The following is a 19,675-nucleotide window of genomic DNA, read 5'->3' as shown; positions in this document are numbered from 1 at the left end:
AAACAAAGGTCGAGACAGCAGACAAGCCGGGGCCCGCACCTCGCGGTGCGGACCCCGGCATGCTGAAGTACTTAGTTGGCGGGGAGGATGTTCTCCGCCTGGGGGCCCTTCTGGCCCTGGGTGACGTCGAAGGACACGCGCTGGCCCTCCTGGAGCTCACGGAAGCCCTGGGTGGCGATGTTCGAGTAGTGGGCGAACACGTCCGGACCGCCACCGTCCTGCTCGATGAAGCCGAAGCCCTTTTCCGAGTTGAACCACTTCACGGTGCCAAGTGCCATTTTAAATCTCCTGAATAGGCGGCAAAGGGCCCCATCCGGAGATTCCGGCAAAACAATAAAAGCGCCTGCGGAGCATTCCCGTCAGGCGCACATAAAGTTCATGGGTACCACAACTGCAACGCCCCTAAGCTAGCACACCTCGGCGCGGGCTTCCCAGCCCCTTCTGCGTACGACCTGCACGGGGACCGGGGGCGCGGCCCCCGTTCCCGGCGCCGGGGCCGTGCGGTCACAGCCTCTCGATGATGGTGACGTTGGCCTGACCACCGCCCTCGCACATGGCCTGCAGGCCGTAGCGGCCCCCCGTCCGCTCCAGCTCGTGGAGCAGCGTGGTCATCAGTTTCACTCCCGTGGCACCCAACGGATGGCCCAACGCGATGGCCCCGCCGTTGACGTTCACGCGTTCGGGGTCGGCGCCGGTCTCCTTCAGCCAGGCCAGGACGACCGGGGCGAAGGCCTCGTTGATCTCCACGAGGTCGATGTCCTCGAGCGACATTCCGGTCTTCTTCAAGGCGTACGCCGTCGCGGGGATCGGCGCCGACAGCATGCGGATCGGGTCCTCGCCGCGTACGGACAGGTGGTGGATGCGGGCCCGGGGGCGCAGGCCGTGTTCGGCGACCGCCCGCTCGGAGGCGATGAGCATCGCCGCCGCGCCGTCCGAGACCTGCGAGGAGACGGCCGCCGTGATGATGCCGCCCTCGGCCACCGGCCGCAGGCCCGCCATCTTCTCCAGGGTGGTGTCCCGGCGGGGGCCCTCGTCGATCCGCACGTCCCCGTACGCGACGGTCTCGCGCTCGAAACGGCCCTCGTCGATCGCGCGCAGGGCCCGCCGGTGGGACCGCAGTGCGAACTCCTCCATGTCGCGGCGCGTGATGCCCCACTTCTGCGCGATCAGCTCCGCGCCGTGGAACTGGTTCACCGGAGCGTCCCCGTACCGGGCCCGCCAGCCCTCGCTGCCCGCGTACGGGCCCTCCGTGAGGCCGAGCGGTTCCGCCGCCTGCCGGGACGCGAAGGCGATCGGGATCATCGACATGTTCTGGGTCCCGCCGGCGACGACCAGGTCCTGGGTCCCGGAGAGCACGCCCTGTGCCGCGAAGTGGACGGCCTGCTGCGAGGAGCCGCACTGGCGGTCCACCGTGACGCCCGGCACCTCCTCCGGCAGCCCCGCCGCCAGCCATGCCGTGCGCGCGATGTCCCCGGCCTGCGGGCCCACCGTGTCCAGGCAGCCGAAGACCACGTCCTCGACGGCGGCCGGGTCCACACCGGACCGCTCCACCAGCGCCTTCAGAACGTGCGCGCCCAGGTCGGCCGGGTGGACCGCGGACAGGCCGCCCTTCCGCCGCCCCACCGGGGTGCGTACGGCTTCGACTATGTAGGCCTCGGGCATCGGGACTCCTCGGATCGGTTACGTACGCACGGCGATCCCGTCCAGCACCATCGAGAGGTACTGGCGGGCGATCTCCTCGGGGCTGTGCTGTCCTCCCGGCCGATACCAGGACGCCGCCACCCACACCGTGTCGCGGACGAAGCGGTAGGTGAGGCGGATGTCGAGGTCGGCCCGGAAGACCTTGGCGGCAACCCCGCGCTCCAGCGTCCCCAGCCAGGCCTTCTCGAACTTCTGCTGCGAGTCGGACAGGTAGTGGAAGCGGGGCTGCGTGGACAGGGCGCGGGATTCCTTCTGGTAGATCGCGACGGCGGCGCGGTGCCGGTCGATCTCCCGGAAGGACTCGGTGACGAGGGCCTCGATGGTCTCCCTGGGGCCGAGGCCGGCGGCGAGGACGGTGTCGTAGCCCTGCCAGAGCTCGTTCAGGAAGGCCGAGAGGATCTCGTCGAGCATCGATTCCTTGGAATCGAAGTGGTAGTAGAGGCTGCCGGCGAGCATGCCGGCGGCGTCGGCGATCTTGCGGACGGTGGTGGCGTTGTAGCCCTGCGCGGCGAAGACCTCGGCGGCGGTGTCGAGGAGCTCGCGTCGGCGCTCGGGCGTGGCTGTCACCTGGGGCTTCTTCTTGGGTGTCGGCCGGGTCGGCTGGTTCGCCGAATGGCTCGTCGGCTGGTTCGTTGGCACGCGCCCATTCTCGGCCTACGCGCGCTGGCTGCTGACCGAGACGGTCTCGCCGGTCATGTACGACGAGTAGCCGCTGGCCAGGAACACGATGACGTTGGCGACCTCCCACGGCTCGGCGTAGCGGCCGAAGGCCTCGCGGGCCGTCAGATCGCGCAGCAGTTCCTCGCTGGTGACCTTCGCCAGGTGCGGGTGCATGGCCAGGCTCGGGGCGACCGCGTTGATCCGTACGCCGAACTCGGCCGCCTCCAGTGCCGCGCAGCGGGTCAGCGCCATCACACCGGCCTTGGCGGCGGCGTAGTGGGCCTGGCCGGTCTGGGCGCGCCAGCCGACGACGGAGGCGTTGTTGACGATGACCCCGCCCCGCCGGGAGGCCTTCAGCGAGCGCAGGGCGGCGCGGGTGCAGCGGAAGGTGCCGTTCAGGGTGACGTCGAGGACCTTGCCCCACTGTTCGTCGGTCATGTCGACGAGGGCGGCGGTGCCGCCGAGGCCGGCGTTGTTGACGACGACGTCCAGGCAGCCGTGGGTCTGCTCGGCGAGCGCGATCAGGGCCCGGACCTGGTCCTCGTCGGTCACGTCGCACGGGAGCGAGGCGACGCGGTCTGCGCCGAACTCGGCCGCGAGGGCGTCCTCGGTCTCCTTCAGGCGGCGGGCGTGCGCGTCGCCGATGACGATGCGGGCGCCCTCCTCCAGGAAGCGGCGGGCGGTGGCCCCGCCGATCCCGGCCCCGGCGGCGGCGGTGATGACGGCGGTGCGGCCCTGGAGCAGCCCATGACCCGGCACGTAGTCGGGGGTGTTGGGGGTGTTCAGGCTCATGGCCGTACGTTAACCTACCAAACACTTGTTAGGGAAGTATGTGCGAAGGCCCCTGCGACGGAGGCGAACAGCTGATGGACCTGACCCACGCACCGGAGGTGGAGGTCTTCCGGGCCGAGGCGCGCGCCTGGCTCGCCGGCCACGTCCCGGACTCCCCCCTCGCCTCCCTGGAGACGGCGGAGGGCTTCGCGGCGCACCGGGAGTGGGAGGCGCAGCTGCACGCGGACCGCTGGTCGGCGGTGTCCTGGCCCGAGGAGTACGGGGGCCGGGGCGTGGACATCGAGCGGTGGCTGGTCTTCGAGGAGGAGTACTGGGCGGCGGGCGCGCCCGGCCGGGTCTCCCAGAACGGCATCAGCCTCCTCGCGCCGACCCTCTTCGACCACGGGACGCCCGAGCAGCGGGCGCGGGTGCTGCCGCCGATGGCGCGCGGCGAGGTGATCTGGGCGCAGGCGTGGTCGGAGCCGGAGTCGGGCTCCGACCTGGCCTCGCTGACTTCGCGGGCCGTGCGCACCGGCGGCGGCTGGCTGCTGTCCGGGCAGAAGACCTGGTCCTCGCGGGCGGCGTTCGCGGACCGGGCGTTCGGGATCTTCCGTACGGACCCGGGGGCGTTGAGACCGCACCAGGGGCTGACGTACCTGATGTTCGACCTGCGGGCGCCGGGGGTGACGGTACGGCCCATCGGCCGGCTGGACGGCAAGCCCGCCTTCGCGGAGCTCTTCCTCGACGAGGTCTTCGTACCGGACGCGGACGTGATCGGGGAGCCGGGGCAGGGCTGGCGGATCGCCATGTCGACGACGGGCAACGAGCGCGGGCTGACGCTGCGTTCGCCGGGGCGCTTCCTCGCGGCGGCGGACCGGCTGGCCGGGCTGTGGCGGGCGGCCGGGGATCCGGCGGACACCGCGCTGCGGGACCGGGTGGCGGACGCGGTGGTCGGGGCGCGCGCGTACGAGCTGTTCACCTGGGCCGGGGCCTCGCGGTTCGCCGCGGGCGAGCGGATCGGCGCCGAGTCCAGCCTGAACAAGGTGTTCTGGTCGGAGTACGACATCGCCCTGCACGAGACGGCGCTGGACCTGCTGGGCGCGGACGCGGAGCTGGCGGAGGGCGCATGGGCGGAGCCCTGGATCTTCTCGCTGGCCGGGCCGATCTACGCGGGCACGAACGAGATCCAGCGCGACATCATCGCCGAGCGCCTGCTCGGCCTCCCGAAGGGCCGCCGCTGATGCACTTCCTGCCGACCGCGGAACAGTCGGACTTCGCCCGTACGCTGCACGGCCTGCTCGGCGCCGCGGACGTGCCGGCGGCCGTACGGTCCTGGGGCGCCGGGGACCACGGGCCGGGGCGGGCGCTGTGGTCCCGGCTCGCGGGGACGGGCCTGTTCGCGCTGGCGGCGGACGAGGCGTACGACGGAGTAGGGCTGCTGCCGCTGGAGCTGGCCCTCGGCTTCGTGGAGCTGGGCCGGGCGGGGATGCCGGGCCCGGTGGTGGAGACGGCTGCGGCGGCCGTGCTGCTGTCGGAGCTCGGGGAGGCCGGGGAGGAGGGGCCGGCGAAACGCTTCCTGCCGGGACTGGTGGCGGGCGAGGCCCTGGCCACGCTGACGCTGCCGGGCGGGGGTCCGTACGTACTGGACGCGGACGCGGCGGCGTACTGCTTCACGGTGTCGGCGGCGGGCGAGCTCCGGCTGGCGGATGGCACGGGCGGACTGCTGAGGTCCACGGACCCGGCGCGACGGCTGTCCCGGCCGGCGGCGGAGGGCGAGCTGCTGGCCGCCGGCCCCCGGGTGCTGGCGGCGGCGGGGACGGCCCTGGGCTGGGCGCGGCTGCTGACGGCGGCGCAATGCCTGGGGGTGGGCGAGGCCCTGCTGGCGAGCACGGTGCAGTACGTGAAGCAGCGCACGCAGTTCGGCACGCCGGTCGGCGGCTTCCAGGCGGTGAAGCACCGGCTGGCGGACACGCTGCTGGACCTCGAGTTCGCGCGGCCGCTGGTGTGGGCGGCGGCGCTGAGCGGTCTCGGGGAAGTGGACCGCGCCCCCGCGCCGCCCGGCACGGCGCCTCGCCGCGTTGTCGCGGCACCCGAGTACGCCCGGTACGGGGGCGCCGCTCCGCCGTGCGATCCACCGCACCGCACGACGCGCAAACGCACCCCACTTCCCCGAGACCGCTTCGGCCTGGCGCCGTGGGAGGTCGCGGCGGCGAAGCTGGCCGCGGGCGAGGCGGCGTACGCGGCGGCCATGACGGCGCTCCGGCTGCACGGGGCCGTCGGCTACACGGAGGAGCTCGATCTCTCCCTGTGGCTGCGCAAGGCGCGGCCGCTGCGCGATGCATGGGGCTCACCGTCGGCGTGCCGGGCGGCGGTGCTTCAGGAATGCGAACGGCAGCGAGAGCGGTAGTTCGTCGCGAGAGCGGTGCTCACGCGGACGAACACGTCTCATACGCGGGCCACGCTGAGGGTGACGACGTAGCGCTCCTCGACCGTCCCGTCGGGGAACAGGGGCGTCAGCCGGGCCCGCTCCGCGTCGAGGAACTCCCGGGTGCCGTCGGGGCCGAGCATCAGGAACGCGGAGTGGCTGGCGTGGTTGGCGAGGTGGACCTCGAGCGGGATCCGGCGCGACCAGCGCACTGCGCGGGTGGTGAACACCAGCTCGGCCGGGAGGCCGCGGAAGGTGACCCCGTCGGCGTCGAACAGGGCCCGGATCCGCTCGTCCTGCGCGGCGATCCAGGGGACGGCGGTGTCCATGTCGTTCCACCAGAGCGCGAGCGCGCCGCCGGGGCGCAGCACGCGGCGGGCCTCGGGGACGGAGCGGGCGGGGTCGGTCCAGTGCCAGGCCTGGGCGTACGTGAGGAGGTCGAACCCGGCGGTGACGAGCGGCAGCCGGTTGCCGTCCCCGCGCACGAGCGGGATCCCGGGGTTCGCGCGCCGGAACTCGGCGGCCATGCCGTCACCCGGCTCGACGGCGACGACGTCCGCCCCGCGGGCGTGCAGCAGCCCGGTGGCGATCCCGGTCCCGGCCCCCACGTCGGCCACCCTGGCCCCCCGCAGCCCCTGCCCGGCCAGCTCCTCGACGGCGTCGAGCAGCACCTCGGGGTACCCGGGCCGGTTCGCCGAGTACAGCGGGGCGGCGGTATCGAAGGACCGGGCGCGGGTGCGGGGCGGCGTGGACGTCATACCGCCATTGTTTTCGATCTCCGACCGCCGTGCCAGGCGTTTCACCCGGCTCGGCAGCGGCGGGGCCGCCGCCTCAGCGGAACTCGCGGACGACCTCGATCCGGCCCACGATGTGCGCGTTGAACTCGTCCAGCTCCTCCGCCGGCACCCACAGCTCCAGGATCGTCTCCCCGCCCGCCTGCCGGACCGGATACCGGGCCAGGAACCCGGTGTCGACCTCGAAGCGCGTCACGAAGCCCGCGCCGTCGTGCTTGACGTTCCAGTCGCGGGCGATGCGGATCGCGTAGTCCTCGTTCAGGACGGGGTAGAAGATCGGCTGCTCGGGCAGTCGCGGCGGCCAGGCCCGCCAGTCGAGTGCGCGGACGAGGTCCAGCTCCACCGGGCCCGTCGGGCGCCAGAGCGTGGTCGTGCTCGGGTTCGCGTTCGCGTTCGCGGTCGTGGTCGTCGGGGACATGGGGGTTGAGCCTAGACGCAGCGGCACCCGCCTGACCAGCAGGTTTCGGTTCAGGCGCGACGGCGGCGGAGGGAGTAGCGGATCAGGGTCAGCGTTTGGACGGCCAGGAGGATCGCGGCCCCCGTTCCGGCCGTGGGGAGGGCGCCCGGCGAGGCCCAGGCCCGGCTGCCCAGCTCGGCGATGCCGACCGCGGCCAGCGCGACCAGGAAGCGGGGCACGAACTCGGCCTCGGTGCCGTGCAGTACGCCCGAGCCGACGACGAACACGGCCAGCAGCACCGGGATCCAGGGTGCGTCCGGCTCGCGCAGCAGCAGCGCGGCACCGAACTCCACGGCCAGGACGAGCACGTTGCGGAGCAACATCGACATGAGCACATCATGCCGTGGGATATCCCCGCGCACCCCCGCCGGGTCCTGGCCTGAGATCCACCGCAAGGGCGGGGTCGTAGCACAGAGGTAGTGCGCCTACACGGCATGGAGGAGGACGCCGGTTCGAATCCGGCCGCCCCGCCCCCCTAACTCGTTGCCCCCAGCCAGGCCGCGGCCGACGCCAGTGCCCCGCCGCCGGCCGGCAACGGCAGGCCCAGGAATCCGTGGAAGACCCCCGGGTACAGGTGGACCGCGCAGTCCACCCCCGCCGCGCCCAGCCGGCGCGCGTACGCCAGGCCCTCGTCCCGCAGCAGGTCGCAGTCGGCCAGTACCAGCAGCGTGCGCGGGAGTCCCGACAGGTCGCGGGCCCGCAGCGGCGAGACGTGCGGATGCGCGGGGTCGCCGCCGTACTCCTCCCAGTACCAGGCCATATGGGCCGCGGTGTGGAAGTGCCCTTCCCCGTACGGCGACACCGACGCCGACGCCATCTCCGCGTCCAGCGGCGGATAGACCAGCAGCTGGCCCGCCACCAGCTCGGGCGCCCGCAGTGCGGTCACCGCCGCCAGGTTGCCCCCGCTGGAGTCCCCCGCCACCACCACCCGGCCCGGCTCGCAGCCCAGCGCGACCGCCTGCGCCCTCGCCCACAGCAGTACCGTCAGCGCGTCGTCCGGCGCCGCCGGCCAGGGGTGTTCCGGGGCGAGGCGGTAGTCGGCCGAGACCACCACCGCGCCCGAGCCCGCGGCCAGCGACCGGCACACCGCGTCGTGCGTGTCGAGCCCGCACATCACCCAGCCGCCGCCGTGGAACCAGACCACCAGGGGGCGGCCCGCCGAGCCCGGCGCGGGGTCGTAGACGCGGACCGGGACACCCGAGGCGTCGCCGTCCCGCACCGAGGCCACTTCCGGGCCCGTCGACCGGCCGCCCACGGCCGCCGCCCGCAGGGCCGTCACGTCCCCCGGCCCCGGGAACGCCGCCGCCATCGCCTCGCACAGCGCCCGGGCCGCGGGGGAAAGGGAGTCGCCCGCCGTACCGCCGCCCGCCGCGCCCTCGCCCGGCGTACCGCCGCCCGCCGCGCCCTCGCCCGTCGCACCGCTGCTCGTCACACCGCTGCCCATGGCGCCACCTCTCGTCACGCCGCCGCCCACCACGCCTCCGCTCATCGCGCCGTCATCCCCCCGTCCACCGCGAACTCCGTGCCCGTCACGTACGAGGACGCGTCCGAGCAGAGGAACAGCACCAGCTCCCCCACCTCCTCCGGCCGCCCCATCCGCCCCAGCGGCACGTGCGACCAGTCCTGCCCGGACACCGCGGAGATCATCGGCGTGTCGATCGCCCCCGGATGCACCGAGTTGACCCGGATCCGGTCCCCCGCCAGGTCCAGCGCCGCCGACCGGGTCAGCCCGCGCAGCCCGAACTTGCTCGCCCCGTAAGCCGCGTGGCCCGGGATCCCGACCAGCCCGGCCGTCGAGGAGATGTTCACGATCGAGCCGCCCCCGGCCGCCCGCAGCACCGGCGCCACCGCCTGGATCCCCAGGAACGGCCCCAGCAGGTTCACCCGCAGCAGCGCCTCGAACTCCTCGGGCCGCTGCCGCTCCACGTGGGCCGTGCGCCACACCGCCGCGTTGTTGACCAGCGCCGAGAGCGTGCCGAAGGCCCGCACGGCCTCCCGTACGACCTCTGCCCAGCTGTCCGCCTCGGCCACGTCGTGCCGTACGTACAGCCCGTGGTCCCCCAGCAAGGACGCGACCGCCCGGCCCTCCTCCTCCCGTACGTCCGTGACGACCACTCGCGCGCCGGCCTCCGCGCACAGCCGGGCCTCCGCCGCGCCCTGCCCCCGTCCGGCGCCCGTGACGACGACGACCTTCCCGTCCAGCGAGATCACCCGTCAGCCCTCCCATATCCCTAATAGGAATACTTCTAGCAGTCATATCCGAAGGGAGGAAGGGGTGCCGCGGAGACCGGTCGTACACTGCGGTGCGTGGCAGACGAGACGAACAAGCACCCGCTCCCCGCGACCAGTTGGGCGGTGCTCGGGCTGCTCTCCTTCGGACAGGAGCTCTCCGGCTACGACCTGAAGAAGTGGTCGGACCGCTCGCTGCGCTTCTTCTACTGGAGCCCCTCCTTCAGCCAGATCTACGGCGAGCTCAAGCGCCTGGAGAAGGCCGGCTACGCCTCCTCCCGACTGGTCGCCCAGGAGACCGGCACCCGCGACAAGCGGGTGTACCGGATCACCGCCGAGGGCATGGCGGCCGTGCGGGCATGGGCCCGCGAGACCCCGGTCGACCCGCCCGTCCTCAAGCACGGGCCGATGCTGCGGCTGTGGCTGGGCCACCTGCTGGAGCCCGGACAGATGCGCGAGGTCCTGCTCCATCACCAGGAGTTCGCGGAGCAGATGCGGCTGCGCGCGGTGGCCGACGGGGAGAGCGCGAAGGACGAGCCCGCCTGGGCCTACCCGGCCCTCACCCTCAAGTGGGCCGAGCGCTACCACGCCTCCGAGCGGGACCTCGCGGCCGCCATGCTCGACGACCTCGCGGCGCTGGAGCCCGGCAGCCTCGCGGCGCCGGAACGCGGCGACCTCCCGGCGCCGGCCGACGAGCGCGCGTAGCCGCGGGTGCGCCGTGGCCCGCTGCCGCACGCCGGGGTTGCGCCGCCACGGGCTGACATAACCTCGGCCCCATGACGGGCAGCGCGATCGACCTCCGCAAGATGGAAGCGACCGCTCCGGCGCTCGTGAGCCTCTACAAGAGCGCAGGGGTCTCGCTGCGCAAGCACGGCCTGGAGGGCGGGCGCGCCTCGGTGTACCTGGTCCTGGACTACTCGGGGTCGATGCGCCCGTACTACCAGGACGGCACCGTGCAGGCGCTCGCCGACCGGGTGCTGGGCCTGTCCGCGCACCTCGACGACGACGGCCGCGTGCCGGTGGTGTTCTTCTCCACCGATGTCGACGCGGTGGAGGAGATCCCGCTCGCCGGGCACCGGGGCCGGATCGCGGAGATCGCCTCCCGCCTGGGCCACATGGGCAAGACGGCGTACCACGCGGCGATGGACGCGGTGATCGACCACTATCTGGATTCGGGGTCGGCGAAACCCGCTCTGGTCGTCTTCCAGACGGACGGCGGCCCGATCAACAGGTTGGCGGCGGAGAGGTACCTGTGCAAGGCGGCCCGGCTCCCGCTGTTCTGGCAGTTCGTCGGCTTCGGCCAGACGCGCAGCACGCAGTTCGACTTCCTGCGCCGGCTGGACGAACTGCCCGTGCCGGCCCGGCGGGTGGTGGACAATGCGGGCTATTTCCACGCGGGGCCGGATCCGCGCGCGGTGCCGGACTCAGTGCTGTTCGACCGGCTGGTCATGGAGTTCCCGTCCTGGCTGGCGTCCGCCCGCGCGGCGGGCATCCTGCGCGCCTGAGCGGCGGCTGTCGGTGCCAGGCGCTTTGATGGACGTATGACGACGAACAACTGGGCTGTGTTCGAGAAACAGGAACCGGAATTCGCGGCGGCCGTCCAGGCACGCTTCGCGCAGTACCCGCACCACGTCCTCGGCACGCTCCGCAGGGACGGCTCCCCGCGGCTGGCCGGGCTGAATGTCGACATCCGCGGTGGCGAGCTGTGGCTCGGCATGATGCCGGGCTCGATGAAGGCCAAGGACCTGCAGCACGACCCGCGCTTCGCGCTGCACACCAATCCCGGCGAGGGCGAGACGATGCCGGACGGGGACGTGCGGATCTCCGGGCGCGCGATCGAGCTCGTGGACCCGCCCGAGCTGCACCGGTACGCGGAGGAGACGGACACCCCGCACCCGTTCCACCTCTTCCACGCGGACCTGACGGAGGTGGTGCACATCGGCGTCGAGGGCGACGACCTGGTGGTGCGCTCGTGGACCCCGGGGCACGGTCTGCGCACCATCCGCCGGGGCAACGACGACGAGCCGCCGCGCGAGGACCCGCCCGCGGAAACCCCGGGCACCCCGACCGGCTGACGGTCCGGCCGGCCGTAACGACTGCTGGGACTGCGGGAGTTCGACCGTTCTTGGCATTTGCTACGGTCGGCCGGACGACCTCTTGACGGCACACGCAGGGGAGGGGACACCGTGAACGCAGGTCCTGATGCGGCGAGTTCGACCGGCGCGGCCGGCGCCGCAGCAGATCTCGCGGTCAACGGCGACACGCTCAAGAAGCTCGCCGACGACCTCGACGCGATGCAGGAAGTACTGAAGAAGCAGCTCCTGCGCATGGACGGGATCGTGGACGCCATCGAGGCCCGATGGCGCGGACCGGCCTCGGAGGCGTACCGGGCCAAGCACCGGGCCGCCGCCGAGGACGCCGTCCACATCCGGCAGACGATGAAGCTCTTAGCCAAGGCGATCCGGCTGAGCAAGGACGGGTTCTCGGCACAGGAGCTCGAAATCCTGGACGGCTTCAGACGACTCCAGTCGCACGCGGACATCCAGGCGCAGACCGACGAGCTGTCCACGCCCAACGCCGCGGCCGTGCCGCCGTCGGGCCCGCGCAGCCGCATCGCGGATCTGTAAGCAGAACCAGAGGCACCAGGGGGATTCATGTCGCCGAACGACGGCCATATATCGGTCGATTTCGCCACGCTGCAGGGCGCGGCCGGGGATCTCGAGGAGATCCTCAAGACACTCAACGAGCAGCTGGACCTGCTGTACCGGCGCGTCGAGAAGGCTGTGCTCACCTGGGACGGCGAGGCCCGCCGGACTTTCGTCGACCAGCTCGACAAGTGGGACCGGTCCGCACAGGACCTGGAGGCCACCCAGGCCTGGCTGCACGACATCGTGGTGAACGGCCACCTCACCTACGCTGCCGCGCACCGGGCCGTGCTGCGCGGCTGGGGGGCCGCCTGATGGCAGGCCCGACGCCGCCCTCCCCGGCTGCGAACGGGGGCTTCGACGTCCAGCCGGTGCACGTCCAGCATGCGGCCGACCTGGTGAAGGAAGCCCAGTTCGCCCATTCCGAGCGGGCGTTCGTCCTCGTCGACGTGCTGAACAAGTACAACCAGTCCGCCGGGACCGGCCGGGGCGCGGACGCGTTCGCGGACGCCTACATGAAGGTGACCGCGAAGTTCCTCGAAGCATGGGGCCGCAGCGTGGTCAGTGCCGGCGGAGCCTCGGTCGGCCTGAACCACACCGCCAACCACTACGTACTGGCCGAATGGGAGGCCGGCGGCCGCAAAGGGGCGCAGCCTGCGCAGCAGCCGGAGCCGGTGGTCATCAACCAGCCTCCGCGCTACGGACCCGTCAACCCCATCAAATGGACAGGCACTGGCGAGGACGTCGACTCCTGGTGGATCTCCGGGGTCATCGGCGAGTTCCCCGACTTCCTCGCGGACGTCATCCGGCCCGCCATCGAGCACGGCCTCCGCCTCGGCAAGGTCCACGAGATCACCCCGGGCATCAAGGACGACGATGTCCGGGACATGGCCAAGGCCTGGAAGAAGCTCGGCTCCGAGGCCGAGAAGGCCTCGGACGAGTTCAACACCGCCATCGCCGGGATCACCGACCCGAAGGACAAGGGCGAGTGGCAGACGGCCATGCGAACCTTCGGCCAGACCATCTGGGGCACCACGGCGTGGGGCAGGCAGCTGGACACGGAAGGGAACCGGAGCCAGACGGGCCGCCAGTGGCGCACCACCAAGGACCTCCCGCCGTCCGGGCGGCGTCCCATCGTCGACGTCCTGAAGAAGACCGCGGACGAGGTCGCGGGCCTGCTGGAACACGTCTCCGACGTCGGTGAGAAGACCAGGAAGTTCACCAGCCAGGCCGGCATCAACGCGGCGAAGGCCACGGCCTCGGACATGACCGACCTGAGCCTGTCGAACCTGACCAAGATGGCGGTCGGCGGGGTGGTCGGCCGGATCGTGCTCTCCTTCCGGTCCCACATGGACAAGGCGGGGTGTAACGCCGTCGTCGAGACCTACCACGAGGAATTCACCGAGGCGGCGGGCAAGCTCAGAGCGCTCCTCCCGGAACTCGAGATCGCGATCACGAGCGCCCCGACCTACCAGACGGAGATCGCCCGGGCCCAGAGCTTCGGCGCCCGCTCGCTCAACGAGTTCAAGAAGGAACACAGCTGGCAGATCGGCGGGGAGAGCCCGTTCCCGTACATGTACTCGCTGGACCTGGCGACGAACGAGGGACTGAACGGCGCCCACACCATCGACAAGCACGTCGGCAAGACGGATGAGCAGCTCGTGCAGCGGATCAAGGACGAGCAGCGTGCGAACGGAAAGTTCGACATCCTCTCCTCCTCGACCTTCGCGGACCTGGATTCGGCGCAGAAATACACTCAGTACAACATCCGAAACAACACCCCGGAGATCCAGGACTGGCTCAAGAACCCACCGCCTGCCAAGAAGGACCTGGTCGTCAAGGTCCCCTCGATCCCGATCGAAGGCCCGCTCATTGGTCCCGCAGTGACCGGACGGTCCGTGCAGGTGGTGGACGAGAAGATACTGCCCGCCGCGAACACGCACGGCGTGACAACGAAACTCAGGTACGACCCCAACCTCAACCCGCCGTTCGTCGTCTACACGTCGGCGCCTGAGTAGTGGAACGGATGATGGAACCCCTGACCTCGGAAACCTGGGCGGACGCGCTCAAGCTGTACCAGTGGCTCTGCACTTTCGTCGGCGTCGCACCGCGCGAACACGACGAGTGGTGGATCGACGTCGGGGCGATCATGCGCCTGGGGACCCGGGACCCACGGGGCTGGGAATCCATCGACCCCTACGAGGGAGAAGACGAGCGCAGGGAAGACCCGCTGTTCCCGTGGCTGGAGACACCCTCCACCTCTGCGGACGCCGCACGCTACCGGCCAAGGGTGAGCGAGCTCCCCCGATCCTCGGTGCGGTCGCTGCTCGTCCTGCTCGCGTCCGCACCCCGCGCGGATCTCTCCCTGTCACCGGGCTGGGAGGAGCGCAGGCCGGAACGGGAACGCCGGGCCGACGTGCTCCTTTCACGCTTCCCGGACGGCACCCGCTTCTACACCAACCTCGGCTGGAAGGGCGACCGTCCCGATTTCTACAAGCAATCCTCCCGGAGTTACGACTCCTTCAGCCAGTACGACTGGGACGCCGGGCTGATCGCCGTGAACGACCACGAAGTCGCGGTGTTCTGGAACTTCCAGAACACCTGATCCGCCCCCGAACCGGGAAGACCACATGCTCACCAGATCCGCCACGTACCCCGACCGGGAAACCGCCCAGTGGGCCACCCAGCAGGTCGTCACTCGCAACGAGCAGGCCATCCACCGCTGGCTCGCCCAGGGCACCCGACCCCGCCTGACCGTCGAAGCCGCCTGGCCGTCGCGCGAGGAGCCGGTCGGCCGCGTCCTGATCCAGGCCATGGCGCTCGCCGGGCGCGGGGCCGTGGACGTGCGGGCCGCGCGGGTGGTGCTCCGGCGGGAGCCGGAGAGTCCGCTCGGCTTCGTCGTGCACGGCACCTTCCCGATCTACCTGTAGAGGCACAGGCCCATGTCCATGAAGCCCTTGGAGTTCGACCGCAGCTACGGCGAGCTCGACCAGGTGATGAGCGCGTACGCCGGCCTGGCCGCCGACGACACCCCCGACCGGCCCGGTCAGGCCCTCACCTCCTACCTGCGCCACACCTGGCACACCCGGCCCTGGGCCCTGTCCGTCGCCGAGCAGCAGCTGCGCACCTACGCCGAGAATCCGCCCGGCCGACTGCGCCGCCGCCTCGGCGAGTTCTACCCGGTCCCGGACATCGGCCTCCCCGAGGCCGAGATCCGGCAGTGGCTGCTGCTGCTCGCCGACCACATCAGGCGGAGCGTCGAGGAGGGGCGGGTCCCACCACCGGTGGCGGTGCCCGAGACGCACTGGGAGTGGCACGCCCGCTTCCCCGAGCTCGGCCAGTTCCTGGGCGGCTGGTTCTCGCAGGACATGCCCGACGAGTTCGACGACCACGACGCCGCCGTACGCGACTACGCCGACTCGGCAGACCCGGCCGTCGTGGCGCGCCTCGTCGGTGAGGTGCACGAACTGCTCGCCCTCGGCCTTGAGGAGGTCGACTACGCGGTCGGCATCGCCGAGCTGGGCATGGAGGTCGATCCGCCGGCCCCCTACGCGCCGAGCGCCTGGCTGACCGTCGTGGCCCGGGGACTGGCGGGACCGCGCGCCGAGTACGTCTAGACCTCCGGCCCGCGGACCACGGCGAGGGTGGACGGGTCGATGTCGATCCAGCTGCGGTCGATGTTGATCGTCACCCCGTCGTACGTGTCGTCGTGGTCGCCGCGGTACTGGTGGGCGCGGCGGCGACCGGCCCACTGGTGCGTACCGGCGGGCAGGCCGACATCGGCGTCGGAGACCGAGGCCTTGGCGTTCCAGGAGGCGATCCACAGCACGTCGGGCATGGCCCACGGGGCCTGGTCGTGGTGGACGCTGAGCGCCTTGGCCCCGGAGCTCGCCGCGACGTAGGAGCCGGCGCGGTAGCCGAGCTCGTGCAGCCGGACCGTCCAGGCGGTGAGGTACGCGACCACCGGCGGGTCCCAGGTGGCGCGGTCCGTGTAGTTCTCGAGGTCGCTGTAGAGCACCGTGCCGTCGGCCAGACCCAGCGCCCGGGCGGCCTGGACGGCGCCCTCGGCGGCCTCGATGCCCTCCTGGTTCGCCTCGGAGGGGTCGGTGGACAGGCCGGTGCCGGAGCCGTACCAGGGTTGCGGGCCGACCCAGAGCGGCATCAGGTGCCAGCCCGCCTCGGCCTGCTTGCGGACCCAGCCGGCGGTGAGCTGCGGCTGGGCGCAGGCCCGGGCCCGGCCGCCGATGTAGATGCCGATCGCCCCGAAGGGGGATGCGGAGCGCCAGCCGTCCATGGCGCGCTGGGTCGGGGCGGTGCAGGCGTCGAAGCCGGCTCCGGTGAAGGGCGCCTGGGCGGTGACGGCCTTCGGGCCGGCGACGGCCGAAGCCGGTTCGGCCGGGGCGCCGTGGGCCCCGGGGGCGGCGGCGTCCTCGGTACGGGCCCGCGCGAGCAGCTCTCGTACGGCGTCGGGCGCTTCCCCGTACGAGAGGGTGGCCATCACCCCGGACCGCCGCAGGGCGTACCGCACCTCGTGGCTGTCCCCCTCCGCCTCGGGGATCCCGCCGGCCCCCTCGACCCGCAGGGTCGGGATGTCGGCCCGCGCCGGGGCCCCGTCGAGCGGCTCCAGGTGCAGGGTGTCGGCGCGGCTCCGAACGGCGCGGCCGGTGCATTCGCCCTGGGTGCCGGCGTGCCCGAGGTACAGGGTCGGCAGGTCCAGCCGCAGACAGGCGTCGGGATTCCGCTCGAGGTCGACGACCCGCCATTGCCCGGGGACGGTGAGCCGCAGCCCGTGGTACTCGACGATCCGGCCGTCGTCCGCGGCGCAGGGCTGGACGGGAATCAGCAGGGCGGCGCCGAGCAAGCCGCTCAGCAGGGTTCGGATGGGAGCCATGATCCAGATGGTTACCAGACTCCGGCCCCCGTGAACTGTGCGCGCTTCGAGCGCAGTTGGCCCGTCCGGCCCAGTCCGGCCCGACCGGGCCCGTCGGCGCGCGTCACCTGCACGAGTGAAGCGGGCTCGGGCCCGTCACCACGGGCGCCGGGCCCGCTGCCGCCGGCGAGTAGGGTCGAGGGGCGGCCGAAGCCAGTTGCGTTGGCTTCGGCCGCCCCTTTTCTCCTCGTCCCGGTCAGGCCGTCCGACGGCGCAGCCACCAGGAGCAGAACCCGGCCAGCAGCGCGGAGAGCGCGAGGAAGATCCCGGTCTCGATCCACTGGAAGGTCCAGTAGCGGTCGGCGGGCTGGTAGTCGACCTCTATGTGGAGGTTCGACGTGGCGAAGCAGTCGAAGGCGTCCTTCTTGGGATCCGCGCAGCCCTGGGCACCGCGGACCTCCCTGCCGGAGGGGTCGAGCACCGCACCGGGATCGGACACGACCCAGACTCCGGGTTTGAGGACCCCCACCCTCAGGTAGGTGCCGTCTCCGGAACCCTTCAGCTGGACGTGGTTTCCGTTCCAGCCGCCCTTCGGCGCACCGGACTCCTCGCCGCCGCCGACCGGCGCCATGACGAGGGAGCTGAGCGCGACGTCGGTCGGCCACCCGGGCCCCGACGGGCTGATCTGGATACCCGGGCAGACGGGCTCCAGCGGCTTCGTCTCGGGCGGCCTCTCTTCCCGACTGGACACCTTCATCACCTTCGGCTGCGCGGGCGGCGGCAGCATCGAGGTGGCCTTCCACCTCGACAACCACCCGGACCGCGACCCGGCCCCCTTCACGGTCGACTGCCCCGAGACCGACCCGGCCCTCGTCACCGTCCCCCTCGGCACCGGCCTCCAGGGCGGCTTCGGCACCTGGGTGACGGCCTCGACCCCGTCCACCCGCTGGGGCGCCACGGTCGTCCAGCCCGAATGACCCACACACGCCACAGCGCCCGTCATCCCTGGTCGGGGACATGACGGGCGCCGTGTCGGAGTGCCGCACACCGTTGTACAGACCGTATGAGGGGTCCTCCCCGCAGGGAGGGGTCTTGCTGGGGCGCGGAGTCCGCACCGACGGCCGGAGGCCGGCGCAGCCGGGCGAAGCCCGGGAGGCCGCCAGCGGCCGAGCGGCGCGAGCACGTCGTCCAGAAGGAGCCATGACGGGCGCTGCGGCACCCCCGTCAGACGCGCGCCGACCTGAAGCCGGCCCTGACCGTCTTGCCCACCACCTCCTCGCGGACCTCCAGCTCGTCAGCGAGCGCACCGACCAGCCACAGACCACGCCCCCCTTCCGCCTCCGAGCCGGGATGCCGTAGCGCCGGGCGACCCGGGCCGCTGTCACGCACCTCGATCCACAGCCCCTCCTGCTCCCGGGTCAGCCTCACCGAGAACTCACGCCCTGGTGGGGCGCCGTGCAGCACGGCGTTCGCTGCCAGTTCGGAGGCGCACAGGCGTATGTCGTCCCGCCGCTCGGACACGCCCCACCCGGCAAGCGTGTCGCCGACGAACTGCCGGACCGCACGCGCCGAGACGCGAGCCCGGGGAAATCGCTGCTCCCGAAAAGAAGGCACGGACCCACCGCCTCACTGTGAGCTTCCAAGACACCACGGAACGTATCGCTTTTCGCGAAAAGCAGCAAGGTTAGAGAGGTGGGTGCGCCGGGCGTCGTCGCATAACGTGGAGGCGACGGAGCGGACTTCAGGCATGGGAGGCATTGTGAGCGGCAGCGAGTGGACCAGTAGGTCGATGCCGTATCTGACCGCCCGCCCGGCCGGCGCAACGGACGCCTGGACGGACGAGGTTTCGGGAGCCGGACGGCGGGGCGGTCAGCGCGTCGTACATGCAGGAGAGGTGGCAGCCCCCGCCACCGTGGCCCTGATGCTCGGCCTGACGGCCGGAAGCACGGTCGTGACACGCCGCAGGATCATCGAACTCGACGGCGATGCGACCGAGTTGACGGACACCTACTATCCCCCGGACATCGCTGCCGGTACCGCTCTCGCCGGCACGGCGAAGATCCGCGGCGGCGCCGTCACCCTCCTGGCCGCCCTGGGGCACGTCGGTGTACGCGTCGTCGAGAACGTGACGGCACGGATGCCCGACGACCAGGAGCGCGCACAGCTCCGCCTCGCTCCGGCCGAACCGGTTCTGCAACTCGCCCGCACCACCTACGACTCTGCCGACCGGGCCATCCAGGCGGACATCATGGTCATGCCCGCCGGACGCCACCAGCTTCGGTACGAGCTCAGGATCGGATGACCTTGCCCAGCCACGAAGCCGACGCACTCGACCCGCGACCGCTCCATGCCCGCATCGCCGCCGATCTCCGCGAGGAGATCCTGAGCGGCGAGCTGGCTGCGGGTACGAAGCTGCCGTCGACCGCGCAGCTGAAGGACCGCTTCGATGCCTCCAATGCCACCATCCAGAAGGCGGTGCAGCTACTCAAGGACGAGGGGCTGGCGGTCGGGCGGGCCGGAGCCGCGGTGACGGTACGGGAGAACCGGCAGCGGACCGTCCGCCCGGCCGAATCCCTCGCTCCGGCGGCCTCCGGGGAGGCGTACCCCTGGCTCACCAGTGCCACGAACCGGCGGTCGTCCGTACGCAGCGTCCTGCTGTCCGTCGAGGACGTGCCGGTCACCGGTGACGTGGCCGAGGCCCTCGGCCTGCCCAGCGGCGGGTCGGCCGTACGCCGCCGACAGCTGATCACCCTCGACGACGAACCGGCCGAGCTGGTCACTTCGTACTACCCCCTGGACATCGCGCGCGCCACGGCCCTTGCCGAGCCGCGCCGGATCCGGGGCGGTACACCGACCCTGCTGGCCGCTCTCGGCGTCCCGCCGCGCCACAGCGTGGACCGGATCTCCGCCCGCGTGGCGACGCAGGAGCAGTACGCGGCCCTGCACCTCCCCGGTGAGCTGCCGGTCCTGCGCACCCTCCGCACGGTGTACAGCGACGGCGACCGCCCCGTCGAAGTCACCGTGATGGTGAAGGCCGGCCACCTCTACGAGCTCCGGTACGAGTTCAGGCCCGAGGCCTGACCCCACACACGCCACAGCGCCCGTCATCCCTGGTCGGGGACA

26 protein-coding genes and 1 tRNA gene are annotated in these 19,675 nt (G+C 71.9%); 15 read left to right on the top strand and 12 right to left on the bottom strand.

Going from position 1 to position 19,675, the window contains the following annotated elements; translation table 11 throughout:
- Window positions 1-71: 71 nt before the first annotated feature.
- The 4 genes from AB0M76_RS25195 to AB0M76_RS25180 form a co-directional block, all read right to left on the bottom strand.
- Window positions 72-278: a cold-shock protein gene (locus AB0M76_RS25195; RefSeq protein WP_030707191.1), complete on the bottom strand. Its 207-nt coding sequence runs from the start codon at window positions 276-278 to the stop codon at window positions 72-74.
- Between the two features lie 226 nt (window positions 279-504).
- Entirely contained in the window at window positions 505-1,662 is a 1,158-nt protein-coding gene (locus AB0M76_RS25190; protein WP_365954995.1) for an acetyl-CoA C-acetyltransferase, read from the bottom strand.
- 18 nt (window positions 1,663-1,680) lie between these two features.
- Complete coding sequence (locus AB0M76_RS25185) at window positions 1,681-2,340, bottom strand: TetR/AcrR family transcriptional regulator (protein WP_365954994.1); 660 nt, start codon at window positions 2,338-2,340, stop codon at window positions 1,681-1,683.
- Window positions 2,341-2,355: 15 nt separating this feature from the next.
- The gene (locus AB0M76_RS25180) at window positions 2,356-3,153 is read right to left on the bottom strand and encodes an SDR family oxidoreductase (RefSeq protein ID WP_365954993.1); all 798 of its coding nucleotides are present in this window, start codon (window positions 3,151-3,153) and stop codon (window positions 2,356-2,358) included.
- Between the two features lie 74 nt (window positions 3,154-3,227).
- Between AB0M76_RS25180 and AB0M76_RS25175 the strand changes: the two genes are divergently transcribed.
- The gene (locus tag AB0M76_RS25175; RefSeq protein WP_365954992.1) at window positions 3,228-4,373 is read left to right on the top strand and encodes an acyl-CoA dehydrogenase family protein; all 1,146 of its coding nucleotides are present in this window, start codon (window positions 3,228-3,230) and stop codon (window positions 4,371-4,373) included.
- A complete protein-coding gene (locus AB0M76_RS25170) occupies window positions 4,373-5,539 on the top strand; it encodes an acyl-CoA dehydrogenase family protein (protein ID WP_365954991.1) in 1,167 nt (388 codons plus the stop codon). The genes AB0M76_RS25175 and AB0M76_RS25170 overlap by 1 nt, the downstream gene beginning before the upstream one ends.
- A gap of 38 nt (window positions 5,540-5,577) precedes the next feature.
- On the opposite strand, the gene AB0M76_RS25165 is transcribed toward AB0M76_RS25170, so the two are convergent.
- The 3 genes from AB0M76_RS25165 to AB0M76_RS25155 form a co-directional block, all read right to left on the bottom strand.
- Window positions 5,578-6,315, bottom strand: coding sequence for a class I SAM-dependent methyltransferase (locus AB0M76_RS25165; RefSeq protein ID WP_365954990.1), 738 nt, complete (start codon window positions 6,313-6,315; stop codon window positions 5,578-5,580).
- Between the two features lie 73 nt (window positions 6,316-6,388).
- On the bottom strand, window positions 6,389-6,769 hold the full coding sequence (locus AB0M76_RS25160; RefSeq protein WP_365954989.1) for a hypothetical protein: 381 nt from the start codon (window positions 6,767-6,769) through the stop codon (window positions 6,389-6,391).
- A gap of 50 nt (window positions 6,770-6,819) precedes the next feature.
- On the bottom strand, window positions 6,820-7,137 hold the full coding sequence (locus AB0M76_RS25155) for a hypothetical protein (RefSeq protein ID WP_365954988.1): 318 nt from the start codon (window positions 7,135-7,137) through the stop codon (window positions 6,820-6,822).
- Window positions 7,138-7,205: 68 nt separating this feature from the next.
- On the opposite strand from AB0M76_RS25155, the gene AB0M76_RS25150 reads away from it, so the two are divergent.
- Window positions 7,206-7,280, top strand: a tRNA-Ala gene (locus AB0M76_RS25150).
- A gap of 3 nt (window positions 7,281-7,283) precedes the next feature.
- Here AB0M76_RS25150 and AB0M76_RS25145 read toward each other — a convergent pair.
- Both AB0M76_RS25145 and AB0M76_RS25140 read right to left on the bottom strand, forming a co-directional pair.
- Window positions 7,284-8,252, bottom strand: a complete 969-nt coding sequence (locus tag AB0M76_RS25145; protein ID WP_365954987.1) for an alpha/beta hydrolase — start codon at window positions 8,250-8,252, stop codon at window positions 7,284-7,286.
- Between the two features lie 41 nt (window positions 8,253-8,293).
- Window positions 8,294-9,019 (bottom strand): glucose 1-dehydrogenase, encoded by a 726-nt coding sequence (locus AB0M76_RS25140; protein WP_365954985.1) that lies wholly within the window; start codon window positions 9,017-9,019, stop codon window positions 8,294-8,296.
- Window positions 9,020-9,115: 96 nt separating this feature from the next.
- Between AB0M76_RS25140 and AB0M76_RS25135 the strand changes: the two genes are divergently transcribed.
- The 9 genes from AB0M76_RS25135 (at window position 9,116) to AB0M76_RS25095 (ending at window position 15,299) form a co-directional block, all read left to right on the top strand.
- A complete protein-coding gene (locus AB0M76_RS25135) occupies window positions 9,116-9,742 on the top strand; it encodes a PadR family transcriptional regulator (protein WP_365954984.1) in 627 nt (208 codons plus the stop codon).
- A 71-nt stretch (window positions 9,743-9,813) separates the two neighbouring features.
- Entirely contained in the window at window positions 9,814-10,542 is a 729-nt protein-coding gene (locus AB0M76_RS25130; protein ID WP_365954983.1) for a VWA domain-containing protein, read from the top strand.
- Between the two features lie 36 nt (window positions 10,543-10,578).
- Window positions 10,579-11,112: a pyridoxamine 5'-phosphate oxidase family protein gene (locus AB0M76_RS25125; RefSeq protein ID WP_266630216.1), complete on the top strand. Its 534-nt coding sequence runs from the start codon at window positions 10,579-10,581 to the stop codon at window positions 11,110-11,112.
- Window positions 11,113-11,223: 111 nt separating this feature from the next.
- Window positions 11,224-11,664, top strand: a complete 441-nt coding sequence (locus AB0M76_RS25120) for a WXG100 family type VII secretion target (RefSeq protein WP_266630214.1) — start codon at window positions 11,224-11,226, stop codon at window positions 11,662-11,664.
- 27 nt (window positions 11,665-11,691) lie between these two features.
- Complete coding sequence (locus tag AB0M76_RS25115; RefSeq protein WP_266630212.1) at window positions 11,692-11,997, top strand: WXG100 family type VII secretion target; 306 nt, start codon at window positions 11,692-11,694, stop codon at window positions 11,995-11,997.
- Window positions 11,997-13,700: an RNase A-like domain-containing protein gene (locus AB0M76_RS25110; protein WP_365954982.1), complete on the top strand. Its 1,704-nt coding sequence runs from the start codon at window positions 11,997-11,999 to the stop codon at window positions 13,698-13,700. Before AB0M76_RS25115 ends, AB0M76_RS25110 begins: the two co-directional genes overlap by 1 nt.
- Before the next feature lie 8 nt (window positions 13,701-13,708).
- On the top strand, window positions 13,709-14,287 hold the full coding sequence (locus AB0M76_RS25105) for a hypothetical protein (protein ID WP_365954981.1): 579 nt from the start codon (window positions 13,709-13,711) through the stop codon (window positions 14,285-14,287).
- Window positions 14,288-14,312: 25 nt separating this feature from the next.
- Window positions 14,313-14,612 (top strand): RNase A-like domain-containing protein, encoded by a 300-nt coding sequence (locus AB0M76_RS25100; RefSeq protein WP_266630207.1) that lies wholly within the window; start codon window positions 14,313-14,315, stop codon window positions 14,610-14,612.
- 12 nt (window positions 14,613-14,624) lie between these two features.
- Window positions 14,625-15,299, top strand: coding sequence for a contact-dependent growth inhibition system immunity protein (locus AB0M76_RS25095; RefSeq protein WP_362635416.1), 675 nt, complete (start codon window positions 14,625-14,627; stop codon window positions 15,297-15,299).
- On the opposite strand, the gene AB0M76_RS25090 is transcribed toward AB0M76_RS25095, so the two are convergent.
- Complete coding sequence (locus AB0M76_RS25090) at window positions 15,296-16,573, bottom strand: DUF1906 domain-containing protein (RefSeq protein WP_362635419.1); 1,278 nt, start codon at window positions 16,571-16,573, stop codon at window positions 15,296-15,298. The genes AB0M76_RS25095 and AB0M76_RS25090 overlap by 4 nt on opposite strands.
- 235 nt (window positions 16,574-16,808) lie before the next feature.
- On the bottom strand, window positions 16,809-17,183 hold the full coding sequence (locus AB0M76_RS25085) for a hypothetical protein (RefSeq protein ID WP_327363031.1): 375 nt from the start codon (window positions 17,181-17,183) through the stop codon (window positions 16,809-16,811).
- Here AB0M76_RS25085 and AB0M76_RS25080 point away from each other — a divergent pair.
- Window positions 17,182-17,529, top strand: coding sequence for a hypothetical protein (locus tag AB0M76_RS25080; RefSeq protein ID WP_365954979.1), 348 nt, complete (start codon window positions 17,182-17,184; stop codon window positions 17,527-17,529). The genes AB0M76_RS25085 and AB0M76_RS25080 overlap by 2 nt on opposite strands.
- A gap of 247 nt (window positions 17,530-17,776) precedes the next feature.
- Here the strand turns inward: AB0M76_RS25080 and AB0M76_RS25075 are convergent, their stop codons facing one another.
- Window positions 17,777-18,166 carry an ATP-binding protein gene (locus tag AB0M76_RS25075; RefSeq protein WP_365954977.1) on the bottom strand — a complete coding sequence of 130 codons (390 nt, stop codon included), beginning with the start codon at window positions 18,164-18,166 and terminating at the stop codon, window positions 17,777-17,779.
- 145 nt (window positions 18,167-18,311) lie between these two features.
- Between AB0M76_RS25075 and AB0M76_RS25070 the strand changes: the two genes are divergently transcribed.
- Window positions 18,312-18,854, top strand: a complete 543-nt coding sequence (locus AB0M76_RS25070; protein WP_266633610.1) for a GntR family transcriptional regulator — start codon at window positions 18,312-18,314, stop codon at window positions 18,852-18,854.
- On the top strand, window positions 18,851-19,633 hold the full coding sequence (locus AB0M76_RS25065) for a GntR family transcriptional regulator (protein ID WP_266630196.1): 783 nt from the start codon (window positions 18,851-18,853) through the stop codon (window positions 19,631-19,633). Before AB0M76_RS25070 ends, AB0M76_RS25065 begins: the two co-directional genes overlap by 4 nt.
- Window positions 19,634-19,675: the final 42 nt, after the last annotated feature.

The sequence above is a fragment of the Streptomyces sp. NPDC051364 genome, assembly GCF_040682115.1.
In the GTDB taxonomy this organism is placed as follows: Bacteria; Actinomycetota; Actinomycetes; order Streptomycetales; family Streptomycetaceae; genus Streptomyces.
This window is presented reverse-complemented; position numbering and strand designations above follow the sequence as displayed.

Coding starts and splice junctions, on each gene's coding strand:
- AB0M76_RS25195 (WP_030707191.1), bottom strand. CDS start 278: ATGGCACTTGGCACCGTGAAGTGGTTCAACTCGGAAAAGGGCTTCGGC.
- AB0M76_RS25190 (WP_365954995.1), bottom strand. CDS start 1,662: ATGCCCGAGGCCTACATAGTCGAAGCCGTACGCACCCCGGTGGGGCGG.
- AB0M76_RS25180 (WP_365954993.1), bottom strand. CDS start 3,153: ATGAGCCTGAACACCCCCAACACCCCCGACTACGTGCCGGGTCATGGG.
- AB0M76_RS25175 (WP_365954992.1), top strand. CDS start 3,228: ATGGACCTGACCCACGCACCGGAGGTGGAGGTCTTCCGGGCCGAGGCG.
- AB0M76_RS25170 (WP_365954991.1), top strand. CDS start 4,373: ATGCACTTCCTGCCGACCGCGGAACAGTCGGACTTCGCCCGTACGCTG.
- AB0M76_RS25165 (WP_365954990.1), bottom strand. CDS start 6,315: ATGACGTCCACGCCGCCCCGCACCCGCGCCCGGTCCTTCGATACCGCC.
- AB0M76_RS25160 (WP_365954989.1), bottom strand. CDS start 6,769: ATGTCCCCGACGACCACGACCGCGAACGCGAACGCGAACCCGAGCACG.
- AB0M76_RS25155 (WP_365954988.1), bottom strand. CDS start 7,137: ATGTCGATGTTGCTCCGCAACGTGCTCGTCCTGGCCGTGGAGTTCGGT.
- AB0M76_RS25145 (WP_365954987.1), bottom strand. CDS start 8,252: ATGGGCAGCGGTGTGACGAGCAGCGGTGCGACGGGCGAGGGCGCGGCG.
- AB0M76_RS25130 (WP_365954983.1), top strand. CDS start 9,814: ATGACGGGCAGCGCGATCGACCTCCGCAAGATGGAAGCGACCGCTCCG.
- AB0M76_RS25125 (WP_266630216.1), top strand. CDS start 10,579: ATGACGACGAACAACTGGGCTGTGTTCGAGAAACAGGAACCGGAATTC.
- AB0M76_RS25115 (WP_266630212.1), top strand. CDS start 11,692: ATGTCGCCGAACGACGGCCATATATCGGTCGATTTCGCCACGCTGCAG.
- AB0M76_RS25110 (WP_365954982.1), top strand. CDS start 11,997: ATGGCAGGCCCGACGCCGCCCTCCCCGGCTGCGAACGGGGGCTTCGAC.
- AB0M76_RS25105 (WP_365954981.1), top strand. CDS start 13,709: ATGATGGAACCCCTGACCTCGGAAACCTGGGCGGACGCGCTCAAGCTG.
- AB0M76_RS25100 (WP_266630207.1), top strand. CDS start 14,313: ATGCTCACCAGATCCGCCACGTACCCCGACCGGGAAACCGCCCAGTGG.
- AB0M76_RS25095 (WP_362635416.1), top strand. CDS start 14,625: ATGTCCATGAAGCCCTTGGAGTTCGACCGCAGCTACGGCGAGCTCGAC.
- AB0M76_RS25090 (WP_362635419.1), bottom strand. CDS start 16,573: ATGGCTCCCATCCGAACCCTGCTGAGCGGCTTGCTCGGCGCCGCCCTG.
- AB0M76_RS25080 (WP_365954979.1), top strand. CDS start 17,182: ATGACGAGGGAGCTGAGCGCGACGTCGGTCGGCCACCCGGGCCCCGAC.
- AB0M76_RS25085 (WP_327363031.1), bottom strand. CDS start 17,183: ATGGCGCCGGTCGGCGGCGGCGAGGAGTCCGGTGCGCCGAAGGGCGGC.
- AB0M76_RS25065 (WP_266630196.1), top strand. CDS start 18,851: ATGACCTTGCCCAGCCACGAAGCCGACGCACTCGACCCGCGACCGCTC.